The following is a 20,193-nucleotide window of genomic DNA, read 5'->3' on the forward strand; positions in this document are numbered from 1 at the left end:
GTGTACGAACGTATCCTGATTCCGACGGATGGGAGTACAGGGACGGCCCACGTGGCCATGCAGGCGCTGGACCTCGCAGAGCAGTACGGCAGCACGGTATACGTCCTCCACGTCGTCGACGAGACGGCGAGTTCGCTGCTGGAAGCCACCGGTTCGGAGAGCGAACTGGAAGAGCAGGGCGAGCGCGCCGTCGAGCGCATCGAGCGGATGGCACAGGTCCACGGGGTCGACACGGTGACGGAGATTCAGACGGGCGATCCGGCGTCGGGCATCCTCGACTACGCCGAGGAGATCGAGGCCGATCTGATCGTGGCCGGGACCCACGGCCGGTCGGGCGTCCAGCGCCGCCTCATCGGCAGCGTCGCCGAACGGCTGGTCCGACACGCGAGTTGTCCCGTGATGACCGTCCGTCTGCCGGAGTCCGACGAGACGGTGACGGACGAAGCGGACGCGCGGGAACTCGCCGAGGAGGCACTGACACAGAGCGACCGCGGCGACGGCGAGATTACAGGGGTCGAACGCCAGGTCAGCGTCTGGGTCGTCGACATCGAGAGCGACGACGGCGAGTCGCTGGTGGCCTACATCGATCCGGTGACCCAGCGGACGAGTCTGGTCGCCCGCAACTGATCGGGCCGAACGGATCGCACGACGATTTTTCGCGGCGAGGGCCGAAACCGGAGGGCACTTACCCGACAGCGCCACACCGACAGGTATGCGTATCGCCGACCGGGTGCAGGTCGAGGGCGGGAAAGAGCGGATCACCGTGGTCCCGGAGACGCTCGACGACCTGTGGCACCTGACTTACGTCCTGGAACCGGGCGACCGCGTCGGCGGGGACACGACGCGGCGCATCCAGCGCAACGACGACAAGATGCGCGACACGGGCGGCGAACGCGAGCATATGTACGTCACGCTCGCGGTCGAGGACGTGGAGTTCGCCCGGTTCGCCAACCGCCTCCGGGTCGGCGGCGAGATCGTCGACTGTTCCCGCGAGGACCAGCTGGGCCACCATCACACCCTCAACGTCGAGGAACGCGACGAACTGGAAGTCGAGAAACGCTGGAAGTCCGATCAACTGGAACGCCTGAACGAGGCCGTCGAGGCCTCCGAGAACCCGGACGTGGCCGTCGCCACCGTCGAGGAGGGACAGGCCTACGTCCACACCGTCGCCCAGTACGGCACCGAAGAGCGTGCGAGCATCACCGCCCCGACCGGGAAAGGGGAGTACGCCCGCCCCCGCGAGGAACTGTTCTCGGACCTGACGGACGTGCTGAGCCGACTCGACGTGGCCGCGATCATCCTCGCCGGCCCCGGCTTCACCAAACAGGACGCCCTGGAGTACATCGAGGACGCGAACCCAGAGGTGGCGGAGTTGATCACCACGGTCGACACGAGCGGCGTCGGCGATCGGGGCGTCCACGAGGTCCTCAAGCGCGGTGCGGTCGACGAGGTACAAGAGCGGACCCGGATCGCCGAGGAGGCCGACCTCATCGACGAGTTGATGGACCAGATCGGCCAGGGCGAGAAGGCCGCCTACGGGCCCGAACAGACCGCCAAAGCCGCCGATTACGGTGCGGTCGAGCACCTGCTCGTGCTGGACGAGGCCCTGCGCCGGGAGCGGGCCGAGGAGGGCGAGTGGGACGTGGACGTAGACGACGTGATCGAGTCGGTCGAACAGCAGGGCGGGGCGGTGACGGTCTTCTCCAGCGAATTCGATCCCGGGATGCAACTGGCGAACCTCGGAGAGATCGCGGCGATCCTTCGGTACCGGCTGGAGTGAGCGCGACCGGCGGACGCGCGTTCGGTTTTCCGATCTGTTACGGTCACAATCGTTTTGAGGTGCTATTCCGTTGGTCGAGTCGGTACGGATCGAGAAATGAGCTCCCAGGAGCCGGATTTCACGTCACAGGTCGCCGACCTCAACAAGTACGGACAGGCGCTGAACAACTGCGAGTCCGTCGAAGAGGTCGTCTCGCTGAGCCTCGAGGCCGTGTCGCTGCTCTTTGGCTTTCCATACACGACGTTCGTCGAGGTACGCGACGGCGACCTGCGCGTGGTTCACAGCACCTACCCGGCGGTTTCCGCTGGGGACGAACCGTTCGCGGTGGCGTACGAGGCCTTCGAGAGCGGGGAGACGACGGTTCGGAGCGGCGAGGCGGCCGGCGAGGCCGAAGACGGCGTCGGCGCGACGGTGGCGGTACCCGCGACCATCGCCAGCGACGTGGTGGCGATCATCGTGACCCGCTCCGTCGAGACCCAGGAGTTCGGCGACGAGGTCGTCAGACCGCTAGAGATCCTCTCGACACACGCCGCGACGGCCATCGGCAACATCCGCTCGCGCGAGCGACTCGAACGCGCCCGCCGGGACCTGGAGAAGCGCAAGGAGATGGTCGAGATGTACGACCGACTCCTGCGTCACGACCTGGGGAACGACCTGCAGGTGATCTCGGCGTTCTCCGACGAGATCGCACAGAACGTCGACGGCGAGTGGGGAGACTACGCCGAGCGCGTCCACCGGACCGCGGAGGGCGCGATGGACCTGATCCGACGCGTCGGTGACCTCGTGTCCACGCTGGAACGACAGGACGAACCCACTCCGCGGTCGCTCTCGGCGATCCTGTCGGCAGTGGTGGCCGACACTCGGGACCAGTACGAGACGCTGACGGTCGAGTTCGATCCCGAGGCGTTCGACGTGCGCGTCTACGGTGGCGACCTGCTGGACTCGGTGTTTACGAACGTCCTCACGAACGCCGCGGTCCACAACGAGGGTGCGGTCAACGTCCGCATCCTGCGGGGCGACGCCCGCGATGGCCGCGTGACGGTTTCGATCGCGGACGACGGATGCGGGGTCCCCGACGACGTGTCAGACCGTCTGTTCGAGATGGGGGTCAAAAGCGAGGACAGCGACGGGACCGGATTCGGGCTCGGCTTCGCGAAGGCGCTCACCGAGTCCTACGGCGGCGATATCGACGTGACCGAGAGCGATCGCGGCGGGGCCGACTTCCGGATCACGCTGGATCGGGTGTGATCAGGCGTCCTTCGTGAGTCGGCCGACCACGTCGTTGACTTCGCCGACGCGCTCGGCCTGGGCTCCCGTCGCGGCCGCGATGTCGTCGGCGGCGGTCGACACGTCACGGGCGCGCTCGACGGCCTCGTCGACCATACTGGCGATCTCCTCGGCGCTCGCCGCCTGATCGTCGGTCGCGTCGGAGACCTCGCGGATCCCCTGGGACGCCTCCGTGACGGCGTCGGCGATCTCCTCCAGGTCGGCCATCGCGGCCTCGACGGCCTCGATCCCTTCCTCGACGCGGTCGTTCGTCTCGGCCAGTCCCGCGACGGTCTCCTCGGTATCGGCCTGAATCCGGTCGACCATGGCCTCGATCTCGGCAGCGTTTTCCTGTGACTCCTCGGCCAGGTTCTTCACCTCGTCGGCGACGACCGCGAACCCCTCACCGGCCTGGCCGGCCCGTGCGGCCTCGATGGAGGCGTTGAGTGCGAGGATGTTCGTCTGGTCGGCGATGTCGTCGATCACGTCGACGATCTCGTCGATCTCCCGGACGCGCTCCCGCAGGTCGTCGAGGTCCTCGGCGACGCTGTCGGCTGACTCGCTCACGTCTTCCATCACGCCGATAGCGTCACTGGCAGACTCCTGCCCGGTCTCGGCGCGGCGTTCGGCTTCTTCACTCGTGGCTTTCACCTGATCGGCCGTCGACGCCAGTTCCTCGATGGTCGCGCTCATGTCGGAGACTTCGCCGGCGATGGTGTCCATGTTCTCGCTCTGTTCGGTGGTGAGCGCGTCGATCTCGTCTGCGTTCTCCGATACCCGGTCGGCAGTCGTCGCCAGGTCGGTCAGCGGCGCTTCGACCTCGTCGCTGACTTTCCGGGACTGCTGGCGTCTGCGCTCGGCCTCGCGCTCGGCCTGCTCGTTGGAGGAGTGGATGTAGGTGTCCATCGCCACCTGCTGGTCGAGGTTGATGATCTTCGTGAGCGCGAGCGTGCGCTCGACGACCTCGTCGACGGCGTCCTCGACGGCGGCTTCGACCTCGGCGTCGTCGGACGCCGTGGCGTTTTCTTTGGCCTGCTCGCCGATCTCCGAGAGGAGACCGCGATAGTAGATCGAGTACGCGCCCAGATACACGCGGGGACCGAGATCCAGCATATCGTGGAGCTTCCCGATCCGGGCGCGACCCTCGAAGTAGTCCTGCCCGTAGTCGCCGCGACCGAGATCGAGGAGGTACTGTCGCTGTGTGGTCTTCAACTGCTCGACGGTCTTGCTGGACCGCCCGAAGATTTCGACCGTTCGCTCGTGGTCCGTGAGGTGATCGTAGAACTCGTCGACGAGATCGTCGGCACAGTCCTCGAAGAGCCCCCTCATTCCTTCGAGCGTCGCGGCAGTATCAGCGTCGAAGGCGGTGAACTCCTTGCGCCAGTCGATCTCCGCGTCGTCGAGGCCGATATCGGCGGCGAGCCCGCTGCCGTCCACAGCGCGTCGATCCGATTTCGTTATTTTGTCTTCGCCTGATACCTCGTCGCTGGCCTGGAGACGATTACTCATTACGCCCTCGGACCACTCTCCGGGATAAATACGACACGGCGCAGTTATCAGCCCTGATAGAATGGTCGAATCCGCCCCGCTTGGTAACGAATCACGGAATGTCGACACCCGTATAATTCGGCCGGGCTGTCGTCACCGGATCTCGAACGAGAGCCCGTCGTGGGCGAATCGCACGTCACCGTCGTAGTGGTCGGCCAGCGAGTCCAGCATCGCCTCGTGATCGCCCTCGGTGTGTGGATACAGGTGTGTGAGGTAGACGCGACCGACCGCCGCGTCCGCGCTCGCGAGCGCCTCGCCGAGCGAGGCCGGTGTCGGATGGTTCGACACGTCCACGTCGTCGGGGAACGAGCAGTCGTGTGCGAGGACGGCCGCGCCGTCGAAGAAGTCGATCAACTCGGGGAACGCCTCGCTGTCGCCGCTGTAGCCCAAAACTGGTGGGTCCGTGTCGTCACCACCGTCGTCGGGGTGAGCGAGACGGTAGGCGAGACAGGGCATGGAGTGGCGAGTCCCCGTCGCCTCGCCAGTGAAGCCGGCGACATCGAACGGGTCGTCGGCGTCGACGCTCCGGAGGGTGAGGTCGATGCGGTCCTGCAGATACTCGTGAACGGAGAGCAGGTCCTCGACGAGGTCGGGCGTCCCGGGCGGGCCGACGATCTCCAGGGACTCCGCGCCGGCCAGCCAGCGGGCCTTCAGCAGGGGGAGGAGATCCGCGACGTGATCGAGATGGTGGTGCGTCAGGAGGACGGTATCGACTCCCTCGTAGCCCGCGTCGGTGGTCGCGAGCGCGTGGAGGACGCCGCTTCCGCAGTCGACGAGAAGTCGGTCCCCCGCGGCTTCGAGCAGGATGCCGGTCTGGAAGCGCTCACCCGTCGGCATGGCGCTCCCGGTTCCGAGAAACGTGACGCGCATACCTGCCCGTCGAGACGCGCGGCAAAAAGACCCGGGACCGAACGCCGACGGGCGGGTCCGATCAGGGCCGGTCGCCCTCGAAGGCGTCGAGCCAGTCCCCGACCGCCGCCTGCAGTGCACCCGTTGTACTGCCGAGGTTGAGCATCCGGTATCCCTGCTCGACCTTCTCGTTCACGTCGTCCATCCCGAACCCGAGACCGCCGACGGGGACGCCGGCGTCGATGGCCTTCGAGCGGACGGTCTCGACAGCCTCCCGGACCTCGGGATGGTCGAGTTCGCCCGGGTGGCCAAGCTGGACCGAGAGGTCCAGCGGACCGATAAAGACGAACCCCAGGCCGTCGATCGCGAGGATTTCGTCGAGTTCGGCCAGCGTCTCCCTGGTCTCGACGGTGACGCCGACCATCGTCTCGGCGTCCTCGGTCGCCACGTACTCGTCGGCCATCCCCCAGCGGCGGGCTCGGGGGGCCGCGAGTCCGCGTTTGCCGGGCTCGTCCTCGTAGCGAAAGCGGGCCGCCTCGACAGCCTGACGGACCTCCGCGGCCCCCTCGGCACGGGCGAGAAAGACGTTCCGAACCCCCGCGTCGAGGGCCTTCCTGATCCCTTCTGGCTGGCTCGTCGGGACGCGCACGAGCAATTCCGTGTCGGTCACCTCCGCCGCCCGGAGCAGGTTCTCCAGCGCGCCCGCGTCCCACGGGCTCGGGCCGCCGTGTTCCAGATCGATCCAGACGAAGTCCAGTCCGAGGTCGCCGTACAACTCGACCAGCGTCGGGCTGTACGTGCTGTCGAGGACGCCCAGTGCCACCTCGTCGTTCTCGAGTCGCTCTCCAAGCGTGTTCGACCGTTGTGAGTCCGGCATGGACCCGATATTGGGCTGGGAGTTCCGTAAACGCACCGCGACGTTTCACTTTCACCGCGCGGTCCAAACCGACTTGGGAACTACGACCGTAGGGCGGGCAGGATGGGAGAGCGCGAGTTGCTGGCCGGTGCCTCGGTGGATTTCGATCCCGCAGCCGTCGAGATCGACGACGCCGACGTGCTGGACTCGCTGGAACCCCCGGTCCGAGAGTGGTGGGTCGAACAATTCGGCGAGTACGTCCCCCAGAACGGCGGCTACTTCACGCCGCCACAGAAGGTGGCGATCCCACTGATCCACGAGGGGACCAACGCGCTCGTCGCCTCGCCGACGGGGAGTGGCAAGACACTGTCTGCGTTTCTGAGCATCATCGACGAACTGTTCCGCCGGGACCGCACCGAGGGTCTGGAAAACAGCGTCTACTGCCTCTATATTTCCCCGCTGAAGTCCCTCGCCAACGACATCCACCGCAATCTGGAGGTTCCCCTGAGCGGGATCACCGAGAAACTCGACGACCGAGGCGAGGACGTGGAGATCCGCCACGCGATCCGGCACGGCGACACGCCCGACAGCGAACGCCAGCGGATGCTGGAGGAGACGCCCCACATCCTCAACACCACACCCGAGACGCTCGCGATCCTGCTCAACTCCCCGAAGTTCCGCGAGAAGCTACGGACCGTGGAGTACGTCGTCGTCGACGAGATTCACAGCCTCGCCGAGAACAAGCGCGGCACGCACCTCTCGGTCTCGCTGGAGCGACTGGAAGCGCTCGCGGCGACCTCGCCCACGCGGGTCGGCTGTTCGGCGACGGTCGAACCCCTCGATACGATGGCGGAGTTCCTCGTCGGCCGCGCCGAACCCGGTGGCCCCCCGCGGGACTACGAGATCGTCGACACGCGGTTCGTCCGGGAGTTCGACGTGCAGCTGACCTGCCCGACCGACGACCTCATCAACACCCCTCGGGACCTGATCACCGACCGGTTCTACCGGGAACTCCACGACCTGATCGGGGACCACACGACGACGCTCGTGTTCACGAACACGCGGTCGGGGGCCGAGCGCGTCCTCCAGAACCTCCGGGAGCGCTACGACGGCTACGACGAGACCAACTCGGGCTGTCACCACGGCAGTCTCTCGACCGAGGAGCGCCAGCGCGTCGAGGAGTTGCTCAAAGCCGGCGACCTGGACGTGGTGACCACTTCGACCAGCCTCGAACTGGGGATCGATATGCCCGACCTCGACCTCGTGGTTCAGGTCGGCTCCCCCAAATCCGTCGCCGCCCTGCTCCAGCGCGTCGGGCGCGCCGGCCACCAGCTGGGTGAGACCGTCACCGGACGCGTCGTCGCGCTGGACCGGGACGAACTACTCGAGTGCGCGGTGATGCTGAAGAAAGCCGAAGAGGGGTTCGTCGACCGCGTGTTCGTCCCCGAGAACGCCCAGGACGTGGCCGCTCAGCACGTCTACGGCATGGCGATCAACGGCCCCCGAACCGAACGCGAGATCGGGCGCATCCTCCAGCGATCCTACCCCTACCGAGAGTACGGCGACGAGGACTGGGAGCAACTGCTGCGGTACCTGACCGCCGATTACGAGGGGCTGGAGGACCGCAACGTCTACGCCAAAGTGTGGCGCGACGAGAACGATCCGCCCGACGGCGAGTACCACTACGAGGACTTCACGGTCGGCGAACCGCTCGTCGGGAAGCGCGGCCGCCTCGCGCGGGTCATCTACATGACCAACATCGGGACCATCCCGGACTCGTTTACCTGTGACGTGATCACCCGGAACGGCGACGAGTGGGTCGGCCAGCTGGACGAGGAGTACCTGGACACCCTCGAATCCGGCGACGTGTTCGTCCTCGGGGGGAGCAACTTCGAGTTCAAGTATCGCCGCGGCTCGAAGGTGTACGTCGACCGGACGAGCGCGCGCCCGACCGTCCCGTCGTGGTTCTCCGAACGCCTCCCGCTATCCTACGACCTGGGCCGGGAGATCCTGTCGTTCCAGCGCGACCTCGTGGACCGACTGACCGACCGCGGGCCGGCGGCCGTCCGGCGCTGGCTCCGGGAGTTCCCGCTGTCGGACAACAGCGTGCGCGCCATCACCAGAATGTTCGAAGAGCAGGTGGCGTACGCCGGTCCCGAGAGCGTCAGTACGGACGACCGGCTGGTGATCGAGACCGAGATGGACCGGGAATCGTACGAACGCCACTACTACGTCCACTCCAACTACGGCCGGCGGTTCAACGACGGCCTCTCGCGCCTGCTGGCCTACCGGGTGGCCCAGACGGCCAACGCCAACGTCCAGGTCGCCGTCGCCGATCACGGATTCACGCTCTCGATGCCGCTCAACCGGAAAGTCGACCTCGCGGGCCTGCTGGAAGATATCGACCCGGGGGCGGTCCGGGGGGACCTCAGGGCGAGCCTAGAAGGGACGGACCTCCTGAAACGGTACTTCAGAATCAACGCGACGCGTGCCCTGATGATCCTCAAGCGGTACAAGGGAACGGAGAAATCCGCGAGCCAGCAACAGGTCTCCAGTGATATGCTCCTCGGGTTCGCAGAGGACCTCCCGAACTTCGCGGTGATAGAGGAGACCTACCGGGAGCTTCTATCGGACAAACTCAACGTCGAGGCCATCGAGGACGTTCTCGGGGACGTGCAGGCGGGCGAGGTCGACATCGTCACCCGCCGGGTGGATTCCCCGACACCGCGGGCGTTCGGGCTGGCGACGTTGATGGCCTCGGACGTGGTGCTGGCGGAAGACGAGAGCCAGGTCCTCCAGGAGTTCCACGAACGCGTCCTCGACGAGATCGACGAGGAACGGAGCGTCACCACAGGTCGGTAACAGCGATAACGTTCACGTCCGGTGACACCGGCGGTCACCGAGTGACCGGGAGCGGCGAAAGCAGACGCTACCCCGGCCGGAATCGGCAGAGTTGGGGCAACGTCATCCCGTCGACGTGTCTCGAAATCCCCGATTAAGCTCATATAGGCACCGTCTGTTACCCCGGAGTGATGCAGCAAAGAGAAAACCAGGGTCGGTTCGTCGAGGAAGAGGCTCCCGACGGAACCGTCGTCATCTACGACTCCCAGAACACCCGCGCGTGGCTCCAGTCCGACGCAGCCGTCGAGCTCGGCCACCAGACCTGACCGCCGAAACCGGGACCTGTCCCGAATAGCCCACGACTACCCGCCGATGTTCGGCCGTCGGGACCGTCGAGAAAGAGCCCACGGTCGGCAGCCGCGACTGCACTGCCTCGTCACGGGTCCCGCCGCTGGTCGTCGAGGACGCGGGCTTTCTCCTCCATCTGGGCGATTTCCGACTCCAGACCCGTCCTGCTCCCACCGTGTGCGTAGCGAACGGATGCGTCCAGGACCGACGGAACGAACCGGGAACCGTTCGACCCGTCCGAGTCGCCGCCGTCGGCAGAGTCGGTGTGTCCCAGGCGTTCGCCGAGCCACTGGAGGGTACCTCGGATCATGTGCCGAACTACGTCACACGGGGACATAAGCGTTCAGTCGACCACCACGTTCGACCCGGACGCAGTGGTCAGTCGGTGTCTTCGACCAGCAACGTGTTCAGCGCGTCGGGGACGACCAGCACCGAACTACCGGGTTCGACGGCGTCTTCGACGCTCTCGCGAGCCTCCATCAGACACTCCTCGACGATCTCGGGAGACTGACTGTCGGTCACGTAGACGTCGTGGTCCCGGAGCGCCCGCGCGACGACGAACGCCCGCTGTGCACCCGGTTCGTAGCCCGCCCGCATCTCGTCGTAGAGCGCGTCGGCGCTGTCCGCTCCGCCGAGCCGATCGTAGAACCGCCGTTCGCCGGTCCCCTCGCCCGCCCCCTCGGGGAGCGCGGCCGGGATCACGACGCGACCGCGCTCGCGGAGCGGGTTGCGGTCGCCCAGCACCACGTAGGTCGCGGCCCGCGTCGTCTGGTAGAGGTTGGCGTCTTTCGGGGCGCCGACGCCCGCGAGCACGGCGTCGTAGGATCCGCTTACCGGCACCGAGAGAGCGTCCCGGCCGACCGCGGCGAGGTCCCGGACGACCGTCCGTGGCTGGCCGGCACTCGCACCGAGAACGCCGGACGGGCCGTGGGTCACGTTCAGACAGAAGTCCAGGCCGATCTCCTCGCCCGCGCGGTCGACGGCCTCGCGGAAGGGGTTGTCTTCGACCCGGCCGAGACGGACGCCCTCCTCGGCGAGCATCTCCGGCCCGTGTGTGTACCGGATCAGCGACTCACTCCCCGCACCGATGGCGACCGTCTTGGCACCGCCGGAGAAGCCCGCGTACTGGTGGGGCTCGACCATCCCCGTCGAGACCACGAGGTCGGCGTCGGCCACGCGCTCGTGGACTTCGATGGGACAGTCGTCGACTGCCCCGACCTGCGCAGTTTTGTCGGGGTCGTGATTCATCGCCAGGTCGGCGTGGTCGCCGAGGCCCGCCGTGATCTCGTCGTCGGTCATCGGCCGGTGGAGCCCCAGGCCGATCAGGACGGTGACCTGCTCGCGGGCGACACCCGCCCGTTCCAGTTCCGAGAGCAGCACGTCGACGAGCACGTCGTCGGGCGTCGCACGCGTCACGTCCGTGACGACGACGGTCACGAGGTCGTCCGGATCGGCGAGGCGAGCGAGTTCGGGGCCGTGGGGCGCCGCGACGGCAGCTTCGGCCGCGTCGCGTACGTCGACCGCCTCACCGCCCGGTGGCTCGGCGACGGTCACGTCGCAGTCGGGGAGCGAGACCGAAATCTCAGCCTCGCCGAGCGGGAGCGATACCGTCATGGGAGCGTCTGGGGACCGCAGGGCGGAGTAGCTGTCGGTCAGGCCGTCGCGTTCGCCCAGGTTCTCTCTGGCATTTCCCCCAAGCGGTGACACTCGGCGTCGAGTTGGCCCGTTACACTGCTCGAACAGCCATTGTACTCCCCGTTCTCCAGCCAGACCACCTGCAGTCCGTGTGCGTCGGGGAAGAGACCCGGCCGGGAACCGCCGTGGGTCGTCACGGTGATGCGGTACTGCACGCCGTACTCGCAGGACACACCGGACGCGTTCCCGCCGTGTGTGTCGACGTGGACGCGGAAGGTGCTCAGATCGGTCCCTTCGGGTGAGGTCCGCTCGACCCAGGCCGACAGGGACGCGTTCGGGCCGCCGGTCTGGACGAACGTCGTCCGAGTCAGATCGTCGCCCTCGTTCGACCCCCCCGCGAAGGTTGCCACGTCGTCTTTACACCCGTCGTCGACCTGCTCGAACTCGGCGATCGAGGCATTCGTCGGCCCGGTCTGATCCGAGAACCCGGGGAGGTCGGTCACGGCCGGATGGGCCAGTCCGAGCACCGCGACGATCACGACCACGAGGGCGAGTCGGACCCAGGGGCTCCGGAGGGGTTCGGGGATAGAGACCATTCGCTCCCGGATCGTTCACAGGGTGCCCGGAAATAGACGCCGGTCCGCCGACACTACCGCGCCCACTCGACCATCCGGCCGTAGACCGGGTCGGTGCCGAGCGCGTCGGCGTCGCCCACCAGGACGAGCGCCTTCTTCGCCCGCGTCAGGGCGACGTTGATCCGCCGGTAATCCTCGAAGATCGGCCCGTCGAGCGTGTCGGTGGCGACGAACGAGACCACGATCACCTCCTTCGAGGACCCCTGGAACCGGTCTACGGTGTCGACGGTCACGCCGGTCGGCGCGCGCTTGTTGATCTCGGCGACCTGTGCGCGGTAGGGCGCGATGACACCGATCTCCTCGGGGGGTACGCCCGCGTCGACGTAGGACTGGACGGTCTCGACCACCGCCTCGGCCTCGACGGAGTTGGTGTTGCCCCGGGCCTGTCCGTCGGGGTCGACGAACGCCACCGAGTCACGGAGGTTCGGGGGGAGTGCATCCATCTGAACCCCGTCGAGGTCGTCGATGCGCTGGCTCGCGACCGCGCCGGTCGCGGGTCGCAGTCGTCCGTCGTAGAACTCCCGAGAAGCGAACGCCTGGATGCGCTGGGACATCCGGTACTGGCGGTCGAGCATGACGCCAGCATCGGGGTACGCCTCGATCAGCCGCTCGAACAGCGAGGTCTGGAGCGGCGCGGCGGCGCTCCCCTCCTCGTCGGCCGCCTGCACGACCGGCGGAAGTTGCTGGTGGTCGCCGACGAGGACGGATTTGTCGGCCAGCGTCACGGCCGCCAGCGTCGCCGGCTCGGTGAGCTGGCCGGCCTCGTCGACCAGCGCCACGTCGAAGGACTGCTCGCGCATCACCGTCGAGCCACACGACGCGGTGGTCGCCGCCACGACCGAGGCGTCCCGCAATTGCCCCGCGAGTGCCTGTGGGTCGCCGCTGTCGGGCAGTCGGTACCCCTGCATATCCGGCCGGACGCCCGTCTCGGTCCCCACACGCACGATATCCTCGAATCCCTGCTCTTCGAGGGCCTCGATGGCGTTGTCGACCGCTCGGTTCGTGAACGCTGTCAGCAGGACGCGTTCGCCCCGTTCGACGAGCGCGCGCACGGTCCGCGCGAGGGTGTAGGTCTTCCCCGTTCCCGGCGGACCGTGGATCAGCGCCACGTCCTCGGCCCGGACCGCCAGCGAGACCGCCTCGTTCTGGGCATCGTTGTTGTCGATGTAAGTGGTATCGTCCTCGGCGAACTCCGGCTCGCGGCGACCGAACAAGACCGCCTTCTTCTCGGGCGACTGCTTGAGGATCGCGTCGTGCAGCGCCGTGAGCATCCGGTCGGTGCCGATCTCGGAGGGATACACGTCGAGTCGTCGCAACTCGACGGGTTCGTCCGCCGTGACGACGATCTCTTCGCCCAACTGCTCGACGCGAGCCATCTCCGCCCGGCCGCGGACCGGATGCCCGTCGCTGGCCAGCACCACGTCGCCCTCGCGGATCTTCGAGACCGCGCCGGTTCCCTTCGCGCGGAGCTCCCAGCGGCCACCTTCGCGTTCGGTCTGGCCCTTGGGTTCGAGGCCGATCAGGGCGCGATCGTCGTCGGCCCGTTCCTCGCCGCTCTGTCGCCAGAGTTTCGTGTACTCGCGATGGACCGCCCGGCGCTCGGCCTCGATGGCGCGATAGAAGCGGTCGAAGTACTCGCGTTCGTCCGTCGGGATCGGACTGCCGACCTGGCCGGCCTTGGATTCCTGATCGAGTCGGCCCGAGACGGCCATGCACGTGTCCTGCTCGAAGCAGTACTCACACTTCGCGTCGGCCTCGTACCCCGTCGGCACGCTCACGTCGTGTTCCATCGCCGCGATCTCGTTGCGGGTGCGGACGACGAACTTCAGGAGGCCGGGACCCAGCGAGAAGTCCTTGGCCGGCGAGAGGTCGCCCGTCTCCTCGGTCCGCTCGACGGCGGCGTTCTTGGTGTAGAGCAGGGTCCCCGTATCCGGGGCCTCGGCGGCGTGGTCGCCGGCGGTCGGATCGCCGCCCCGGCCGCCGTCGGCGGCAGTCGCCGCGCCGCCGTCCGTGACGGCTTGCTCGCCCAACAAGAGCGCGTAACAGGCCGCCTGAATCTTGTCCTGGAAGCGGGGCTCCCGCTTGGTGTTTTTCCCGGTCTTGAGTTCGACGGGGCCACCGCGGCGGACGGCGTCGGCACGCCCCTTCAGGCCGTAGGTCTCGCTGACGAGCGTCTGCTCGGAACGCCACTGGTCGGTATCGGTCAGGGTCCCCTGCTGGAGCCACCCCTCGATGGCGCTGGCGTGCTCTCGCACTTCGGCGGCGACCGCGTCGGGATCTTTGTCCAGCAGGCCGAGTTCGAGACCGGACTCGGCGACGTGCTCGTCGATCGCGTCGTCGAGGTCCCGGCCCCGCAGGAGGTCGCCGAACACTTCGTGGACGATGGTCCCCTTGACGACGGGGTAGGCCAGTTCCAGCCCGGAGAGCTTGTTGAGGTAGTACATCCGGGGGCACTGCACCCACGAGCGCACGTCGGTCACGTCGACGAGGAAGCCGGGTTCGACGACGACCATCGACTCCCGCTGGGTGGCGTACTGCACCTCGCCGCGGAACTCGTCTTCCTCGACGTTGGTCACGAGCAGTTCCATGCCGGGATCGAGGGACTCGACAGTTTCGGTCCACTTCTCCCAGAGCGTCACCGTCACGGCCTCGGCCTGTCCACCGTCGGGCCGCACCCGAACTTCCGCGAGGTCGCTGGTGCCACGGCTGGTCTCGACCGTTCGGGAGTCCCCGACCTCGACGACTGGTCCGCGGAGTTGCACGATGGAATGGAATCGCCCGAGCGAACAAAAGCCCTCCCCTCGGCGACCGCCGACCGACGCTTCCGCCGGTACGCGCGACTTACCGCGGACCGAGATCGCTCGACCACGACAGCTCGACACACGGTACACGGCGGATAACAATGGGGACTGCACGGGACTGACCGACGAACACGCCCGCGGTCACGCGACCCGGGCACCCGTCCCTATGAATCGGACACAACTCACGTCACTGGTGGTGGCACTCGCGTGTTTCGGCGCGGTCGGCGCCTCGGCGTCCACGCTGTCCTCGTCGGTGGCCGCCGACCCCTCGGACGCCCTCGATCCGGACTACGAGGTGATTCCCGTCGCCGGCGACTCTCTCTCGCAACTCGAATCCGCCGTCGCCGACGGCGGCGAAGCGGCTACAGCCGGCGGCGACGGTCCCGCGGGCCAGGCCGGCGGGCCAGGTTCGAGCCAGAACCAGCCGGCGGGCGACGAGGGAGACGGCGACCACGCCGGGGCCGCCGCCGACAGCGAGGGAAACGCGAAAAGCGGCGACGGTGGAAACAGCGAGAGTGCTGGCGGGGAGGGCGACGACAGTCGTAGCGGCAGTGACGGCGACGGTACGTCTCGCGTCCCGGGCGAGCGTCTCTCGCTCGTCGACCTGCTGACACTGCTCGTCCTCGCGGCGCTGGTGGTGGCGACGGCGTACCTGTGCTACCGGTATCGTGACCGGTTCGAGGGGCTGTTCACGACCCACGACGAACCGGTCGGTGACGACCCGCGGCCGGTTCCGGACGGACCGCCCGCCGACGACAACCCCGTGTTCGAGACCTGGGACGAACTCCTGTCGGATCTGGACGTGGACCGGCCGGAGACGCTGACGACCCGGGAGTGTGCCGAGGCGGCCACCGCGTCCGGGTTCGACCGCACCGAGATCGACCGGCTCCGGCTCGACTTCGAGGCCGTCCGCTACGGTGGCCAGCCGGTAACCGACGATCGTCGCCGTCGCGCCCGGTCCGCACGGAAACGACTCGGTCTCAACGGTGAGTCACCGTGACACGACGCCGCGTCGCACTCGTCGTGGGCGGTCTGCTCGGTACGCTGGCGCTCGCCACGACCCTGTTCGACGAGTTGGCCGCGGTCGGTTCGACGGGTTGGCTCGCCCGACCCGGCCACGACTACCTGTTGGCCGCGGGCGTCGGCGCGCTGGTCGTCCTCGTCGGCCTCGGCGTCGTCACAGTTCGCTCGCTCTCGGGCTTCGACGGCGCGACGCCGCCCCGGACCGAGGAAGTGCCAGCCGGGACACCGCCCGGCGCAGCGGTCGACCGCGTGATCGCTGGCAACCTCGGGCCCCGAGCGCACCTGCGGGGCGACGAGCGAGCGGCGGTCCGCGACCGTCTTCGGACCGCGGTCGTCGAGACGCTGGTCCGCGTCGAGGGGGACTCGCGGCTCACTGCCCGGGAACGCGTCGCGAGCGGGGAGTGGACCGACGACCGCACTGCGGCGGCGTTCCTGGCCGCGGACGGACCGGGACCCCTCGGAAGCCGACTGGTCGACGCGCTCCCGGGCGGGTCGCGCTTCCAGCGCCGGGCGGAGCGGACGGTGGCCGCCGTCCTCGATCTCGCGGAGGGGGCGTCGTGACTCGGACACGCCGGACTCGCCACTGGCGTGGCGTCGTCGCCGTGGCCCTGTTCGGGGCCGCCCTGGGCGTCCTGTTCAAGCGCCCGCTGATCGTTTTGGCGGCGTCGGTCGGCGTCGGGTTCGCGGTCTACCCACACCTCCTGACCCCGCCCGCGGTCTCGCTGGCGGTCGACCGTCGCCTGAGCGAGCGTGACCCGGCCCCCGGCGAGACGGTGACGGTCACTGTCACGGTGACCAACGAGGGCGAGTCGTGGCTCCCGGACCTGCGACTGATCGACGGCGTGCCCGCGATGCTGACCGTCGTCGACGGGACGGCCCGCCACACCGCCACACTCCGACCCGGAGCGTCGACCACCTTCTCTTATACCGTCGCCGCGGAACACGGCGCACACCGGTTCCGACCGCTGACGGCCATCGCCCGCGACGTGAGTGGCGAACACGAGGTCGAGACCGAGGTCGAAGCGGTCGACGAGATCGAGTGTCTCCGGTCCCCGTCGGAGCCACCGGTCGACGGTGCGACCGACCTGTATCCAGGGCGCGTGCTGACCGACGAAAGCGGCGCGGGTGTCGAGTTCGACCACACGCGTGAGTACCATCCGGGCGACGCCCGCTCCCGGATCGACTGGCGACAGCTGGCCAAGACCGGCTCGCTGGCCACTCTGGAGTTCCGCCAGGAGCGAAGCGTTTCGGTGACCGTCTGCGTCGACGCCAGAGCGGACGCGTACCGCGGCCAGCCCGGCGATCCTCACGCGGTCTCACACGGCGTCGCGGCCGCCAGAGAACTTCTGGAATCGGTCTGGGATCTCGGCGAGCGAGCGGGCGTGACGACGCTCGGCGGTCCGGACTGCTGGCTCCCGCCCGGGCGTGGCTCCGACCACGCCGACCGCGCCCGACACCTCCTGCTCACCCACCCGTCGCTCTCGCCGCGCCCACCTAACGAGGACCAGGCTCGTGCGGACGGGGGCACCGATACCGACCCGTTCGACAGACTCAGGACACGGCTGGACGGGAACGCACAGCTGTTCTTGCTCACGCCGCTGACCGACGACGAGATCGTCGGGTTCACCCTGGCACAGGCCGCCAGGGGCCAGTCCGTCACCGTCGTCAGCCCGGACGTGACGGGCGAAGATTCGCCGGGCGAGCGGCTCGCGACGGTCGAACGCCGCAACCGGATCGACCGTCTCCACCGCGGCGGGGTCCGTGTGGTCGACTGGGACCCGGCGAACCGGCTGCACAAGAGCGTCGCGGCGGCACGGGAGCGGTGGCAGCGATGACCGACACCGAACGACCCGACGGCGGGACCGTCGACAGAAGCGGAGAGTCGCTGACGGGCGACCGCGAGACCGACTATCCAACCCGGCAGCCGGTCGATCACCGTCCGTCAAGCGTCGCGAGCACGCTCTCGGTCGCGCTGGCCGCCTGTAGCGTGGCGCTGGTGGCGACCGCCCCGGACCAGACGCGATCCATCCTGCTGGTCGTGGTTGGCCTGTTCGTCCTCGGCGTGGGGTTCCGGCGTCGCGAGGGACTCGTGCCGCTGCTCCGCTTCGTCCTCGGCCTCACGCTCGTCGCCGGGGGTATCCAGCTGTCCATCGCGGCCGACCTCGGGCGGATCGCGGACGCCGAACTGCTCCCCGGCCTCTACGGCCTCGCCGTCCTCGGGCTCGGACTGCTCCCGGTCCGGCGGGGCTGGGAGACGCGACTCGCGACGCTTGGCGTCGGGCTGGTCCTCGTCTCTGTCCTGTTTAGCGGGATCACTCGCGACGGCGGACTGGTCGGCATCCTCGGGGCTACCGTCGCCGGGGTCGCCGCGTGGGACGCCGCCAGACACGCCATCACGCTGGGCGAACAGGTCGGGCGTGCGGGGACGACGCCCCGGACGGAGCTGGTTCACGTCGGGACGACGGGGGTCGTCGGCGTCGCGACGGTCGCGATCACGGTCGTCGTTTGGCGGATTCAGGTGACCGACCTGCCGCTGCTCGCGCTCGTCTCCCTGCTCGGGGCCGCCGTCGTTCTCCTGTTCGCCCTCTACGACTAGAGGGTCTCGGGGTCGCGGAAGGTGTCGTCGACTGGTGGCGCACCGATTGCCAGCACCAGCCCTTCGTCGTCACCGACGTACTCGTGGCCGTGACCGACCTCCGGGCCGGCGGCGTAGGCTGTTCCCGGCCCGATAGTTCGGGTTTCGGGGTCGTCGGGGTCACCCAGCGTCACCTCGAACTCGCCCTCCAGCACGTAGAACACCTCCTCCTGTTCCCGGTGGGCGTGAAACGCCGTGCTGTCGCCAGGTTCGTAGCGCCACACGTTGACGTGGCTCTCTTCGAGCCCCAGCGCCGCGGTCAGCTGTTTGTGGCCCGCCGGGAACTGGTCGATCCCCGCCATCTCGATCTCCTCGACCTCGTCCAGATCCACCACCTGGTACTCCATACGGCTCCGGGCGACGCCGATCGGCTTCAAACCGACGGGGGATCGGGCAGGCTTTTTATTACCCGACCGTTATCACGAATCGTGCGACGGGCTCGACGGGTGGTAACGACCGGTGTGCTGGCAGTGTTACTGGTGCTTTCGGGCTGTAGCGGGCCCAGTGGTGACTTCGGCGGCGATCCGACGCCGCTTCCGACGCCGGACCTCGGGGGCGACGACGGGACGCCGACGACGCCGGCAGTGACTCCCCCGCCGCCGTCCAGCGCCGACACGGAGCGCGGTCGGGCCTTCCTCGACGGAGTGACGACCTCGCAGTTCCCGGTCCGGTCGGTGACGACGGCCAACGGAGCCTTTCGAGTCACCTACGCCTCGAACGACAGTCGCCTGCTTCGGGACGCCTACGTCCTGGGACTAGCGTACGGCGGGACGGTCAACCGAACCTGGCGCAACGACTCGACCTGGACTGCCACCCGGATGGACGCGCTGGCCGTCAGTGCCGCGGGCGGCGCGCTCGCCCGCTACAGGATGCCCGCGTCCTGGCCGATACAGTACTTTCAGGGGGACATCTCCGCGGCTGAGTTCACCGATCGACTCCGCGCCTCGCTCGAACGCACGGGTGCCGACGGACAGTATCCGGACCGGGGCGAGGAGTTGACCGACTTCTACACGGCGGCCGACCGCACCGCGCTGAACGTCGCCGGTGCGTCGATGCGCAACCGGACCGTCTTCCTGACCGTCCGAGCACCGGCGGACGACCGTGACCGCCTGCGGTCGTCGCTTTCTGCGGCCGTCGCGACGTACGGCTCCGCGACGACCGACTGGGACACGGCGGCGCTGGAGCTGTCGATCAGGAACCAGGACGGCGAGTTCGTGGGTTGGTACCGGGCCGACGCGGACTTCGCGACGAACGTCTCGGCCGGCATGGCCGACGTGACGCTGGCCGAGCGGCGGTACCTGGCCGAGGACGACCGGCTCGTCGGCTGATCTTTGTCCCTGTCGGCCTCCAGCGAAGTGGTCTGTGTCGGTACTGCCGGTCGCGACGATACCAGCTCGGGAGAACCCCTCAGTCTCCGCCACCCGGTCCACCAGACGGCCGACGGCTTGTCGATACGTTCCTCGAATCCGCTCGATCGAGCGGTCGCGTATCTGCTCACGGCGAGTGGCGTCCGCTCCATCACTCGTGAATGAAGCGACTAGCGCCCCCATTGGCGCTCTATCCACTGTGCACTGGGCTGAGTAGTTGAGGCTGGCCATCTCACTGCATATGGATCGTCATCGGGGTCGATCGTGAGTCGGTCCGTAATCTCGCCAGAAATTAAATTTATGTAACGCTCTTGTGAAGCACGTTGTTGATTTTTAGAGGACGGCGTCGAGAGCATATTTGAGTGCTTCGTCACCTGGTTTTCTGTAGAGTTCGCGGCGGAGCTGAAAGGCTTTGAGATACGGCGTTAGCTTGTCTTTTGACACTCCTCGGTGGGGCGAGAGCCACCGTCGCGTCAGCGACGCGTGGCTCTCGCAGGTGTTGACGTGGATGTCGCCGTCAGCGTATTCTCCGTCACTGTGGACGACGTATTTGCGGGTGAAAGCGTCGTCTTCTTCGAGCGGATCGTAGGCCCGAAATCCGTCCGTATA

The 20,193-nt window shown here is 67.9% G+C and carries 19 protein-coding genes; 10 read left to right on the forward strand and 9 right to left on the reverse strand.

Annotated features, from left to right (window positions below; genetic code table 11):
- The 3 genes from BMX17_RS19005 (at position 1) to BMX17_RS19015 (ending at position 3,028) form a co-directional block, all read left to right on the forward strand.
- On the forward strand, positions 1-627 hold the full coding sequence (locus tag BMX17_RS19005) for a universal stress protein (RefSeq protein ID WP_170845479.1): 627 nt from the start codon (positions 1-3) through the stop codon (positions 625-627).
- 85 nt (positions 628-712) lie between these two features.
- Positions 713-1,780 (forward strand): mRNA surveillance protein pelota, encoded by a 1,068-nt coding sequence (locus BMX17_RS19010; RefSeq protein WP_092663060.1) that lies wholly within the window; start codon positions 713-715, stop codon positions 1,778-1,780.
- A gap of 96 nt (positions 1,781-1,876) precedes the next feature.
- Positions 1,877-3,028 (forward strand): sensor histidine kinase, encoded by a 1,152-nt coding sequence (locus BMX17_RS19015; RefSeq protein ID WP_092663062.1) that lies wholly within the window; start codon positions 1,877-1,879, stop codon positions 3,026-3,028.
- Here the strand turns inward: BMX17_RS19015 and BMX17_RS19020 are convergent, their stop codons facing one another.
- The 3 genes from BMX17_RS19020 to BMX17_RS19030 all read right to left on the reverse strand — a co-directional run bounded on the left by BMX17_RS19020 (position 3,029) and on the right by BMX17_RS19030 (position 6,320).
- On the reverse strand, positions 3,029-4,555 hold the full coding sequence (locus BMX17_RS19020) for a globin-coupled sensor protein (RefSeq protein WP_092663064.1): 1,527 nt from the start codon (positions 4,553-4,555) through the stop codon (positions 3,029-3,031).
- Positions 4,556-4,687: 132 nt separating this feature from the next.
- Complete coding sequence (locus tag BMX17_RS19025) at positions 4,688-5,464, reverse strand: MBL fold metallo-hydrolase (protein ID WP_092663066.1); 777 nt, start codon at positions 5,462-5,464, stop codon at positions 4,688-4,690.
- 61 nt (positions 5,465-5,525) lie between these two features.
- Positions 5,526-6,320: an HpcH/HpaI aldolase family protein gene (locus BMX17_RS19030; RefSeq protein ID WP_092663068.1), complete on the reverse strand. Its 795-nt coding sequence runs from the start codon at positions 6,318-6,320 to the stop codon at positions 5,526-5,528.
- A gap of 102 nt (positions 6,321-6,422) precedes the next feature.
- Here BMX17_RS19030 and BMX17_RS19035 point away from each other — a divergent pair, with 102 nt between their 5' ends.
- Together BMX17_RS19035 and BMX17_RS27365 are read left to right on the forward strand one after the other, a co-directional pair.
- Positions 6,423-9,161 (forward strand): ATP-dependent helicase, encoded by a 2,739-nt coding sequence (locus tag BMX17_RS19035; protein WP_092663070.1) that lies wholly within the window; start codon positions 6,423-6,425, stop codon positions 9,159-9,161.
- Positions 9,162-9,331: 170 nt separating this feature from the next.
- On the forward strand, positions 9,332-9,466 hold the full coding sequence (locus BMX17_RS27365) for a DUF7331 family protein (protein WP_280141421.1): 135 nt from the start codon (positions 9,332-9,334) through the stop codon (positions 9,464-9,466).
- 110 nt (positions 9,467-9,576) lie between these two features.
- Here BMX17_RS27365 and BMX17_RS19040 read toward each other — a convergent pair whose 3' ends face one another.
- The 4 genes from BMX17_RS19040 to BMX17_RS19055 form a co-directional block, all read right to left on the reverse strand.
- Entirely contained in the window at positions 9,577-9,798 is a 222-nt protein-coding gene (locus BMX17_RS19040; RefSeq protein WP_092663072.1) for a hypothetical protein, read from the reverse strand.
- A 68-nt stretch (positions 9,799-9,866) separates the two neighbouring features.
- Positions 9,867-11,102 carry a lactate racemase domain-containing protein gene (locus BMX17_RS19045; RefSeq protein ID WP_092663074.1) on the reverse strand — a complete coding sequence of 412 codons (1,236 nt, stop codon included), beginning with the start codon at positions 11,100-11,102 and terminating at the stop codon, positions 9,867-9,869.
- Positions 11,103-11,140: 38 nt separating this feature from the next.
- A complete protein-coding gene (locus tag BMX17_RS19050) occupies positions 11,141-11,719 on the reverse strand; it encodes a hypothetical protein (RefSeq protein WP_092663076.1) in 579 nt (192 codons plus the stop codon).
- A gap of 53 nt (positions 11,720-11,772) precedes the next feature.
- Positions 11,773-14,520: an AAA domain-containing protein gene (locus BMX17_RS19055; RefSeq protein ID WP_092663078.1), complete on the reverse strand. Its 2,748-nt coding sequence runs from the start codon at positions 14,518-14,520 to the stop codon at positions 11,773-11,775.
- Positions 14,521-14,725: 205 nt separating this feature from the next.
- Between BMX17_RS19055 and BMX17_RS19060 the strand changes: the two genes are divergently transcribed.
- The 4 genes from BMX17_RS19060 to BMX17_RS19075 are packed head-to-tail and all read left to right on the forward strand — an operon-like array spanning position 14,726 to position 18,178.
- Entirely contained in the window at positions 14,726-15,559 is an 834-nt protein-coding gene (locus BMX17_RS19060) for a DUF4129 domain-containing protein (protein ID WP_170845480.1), read from the forward strand.
- Complete coding sequence (locus tag BMX17_RS19065) at positions 15,556-16,143, forward strand: DUF7269 family protein (protein WP_092663082.1); 588 nt, start codon at positions 15,556-15,558, stop codon at positions 16,141-16,143. The genes BMX17_RS19060 and BMX17_RS19065 overlap by 4 nt, the downstream gene beginning before the upstream one ends.
- A complete protein-coding gene (locus tag BMX17_RS19070) occupies positions 16,140-17,417 on the forward strand; it encodes a DUF58 domain-containing protein (protein WP_092663084.1) in 1,278 nt (425 codons plus the stop codon). Before BMX17_RS19065 ends, BMX17_RS19070 begins: the two co-directional genes overlap by 4 nt.
- Entirely contained in the window at positions 17,414-18,178 is a 765-nt protein-coding gene (locus BMX17_RS19075) for a DUF7519 family protein (RefSeq protein ID WP_092663086.1), read from the forward strand. The genes BMX17_RS19070 and BMX17_RS19075 overlap by 4 nt, the downstream gene beginning before the upstream one ends.
- On the opposite strand, the gene BMX17_RS19080 is transcribed toward BMX17_RS19075, so the two are convergent.
- Positions 18,175-18,564 carry a cupin domain-containing protein gene (locus BMX17_RS19080; protein WP_092663088.1) on the reverse strand — a complete coding sequence of 130 codons (390 nt, stop codon included), beginning with the start codon at positions 18,562-18,564 and terminating at the stop codon, positions 18,175-18,177. The genes BMX17_RS19075 and BMX17_RS19080 overlap by 4 nt on opposite strands.
- 99 nt (positions 18,565-18,663) lie before the next feature.
- Here BMX17_RS19080 and BMX17_RS19085 point away from each other — a divergent pair, with 99 nt between their 5' ends.
- Positions 18,664-19,545, forward strand: coding sequence for a hypothetical protein (locus BMX17_RS19085; protein ID WP_092663090.1), 882 nt, complete (start codon positions 18,664-18,666; stop codon positions 19,543-19,545).
- 372 nt (positions 19,546-19,917) lie between these two features.
- On the opposite strand, the gene BMX17_RS19090 is transcribed toward BMX17_RS19085, so the two are convergent.
- The coding region (locus BMX17_RS19090) for a transposase (protein WP_139203583.1) at positions 19,918-20,193 on the reverse strand (276 nt) is incomplete at its 5' end.

Source organism: Halorientalis persicus (assembly GCF_900110215.1).
Classification (GTDB): Archaea; Halobacteriota; Halobacteria; order Halobacteriales; family Haloarculaceae; genus Halorientalis; species Halorientalis persica.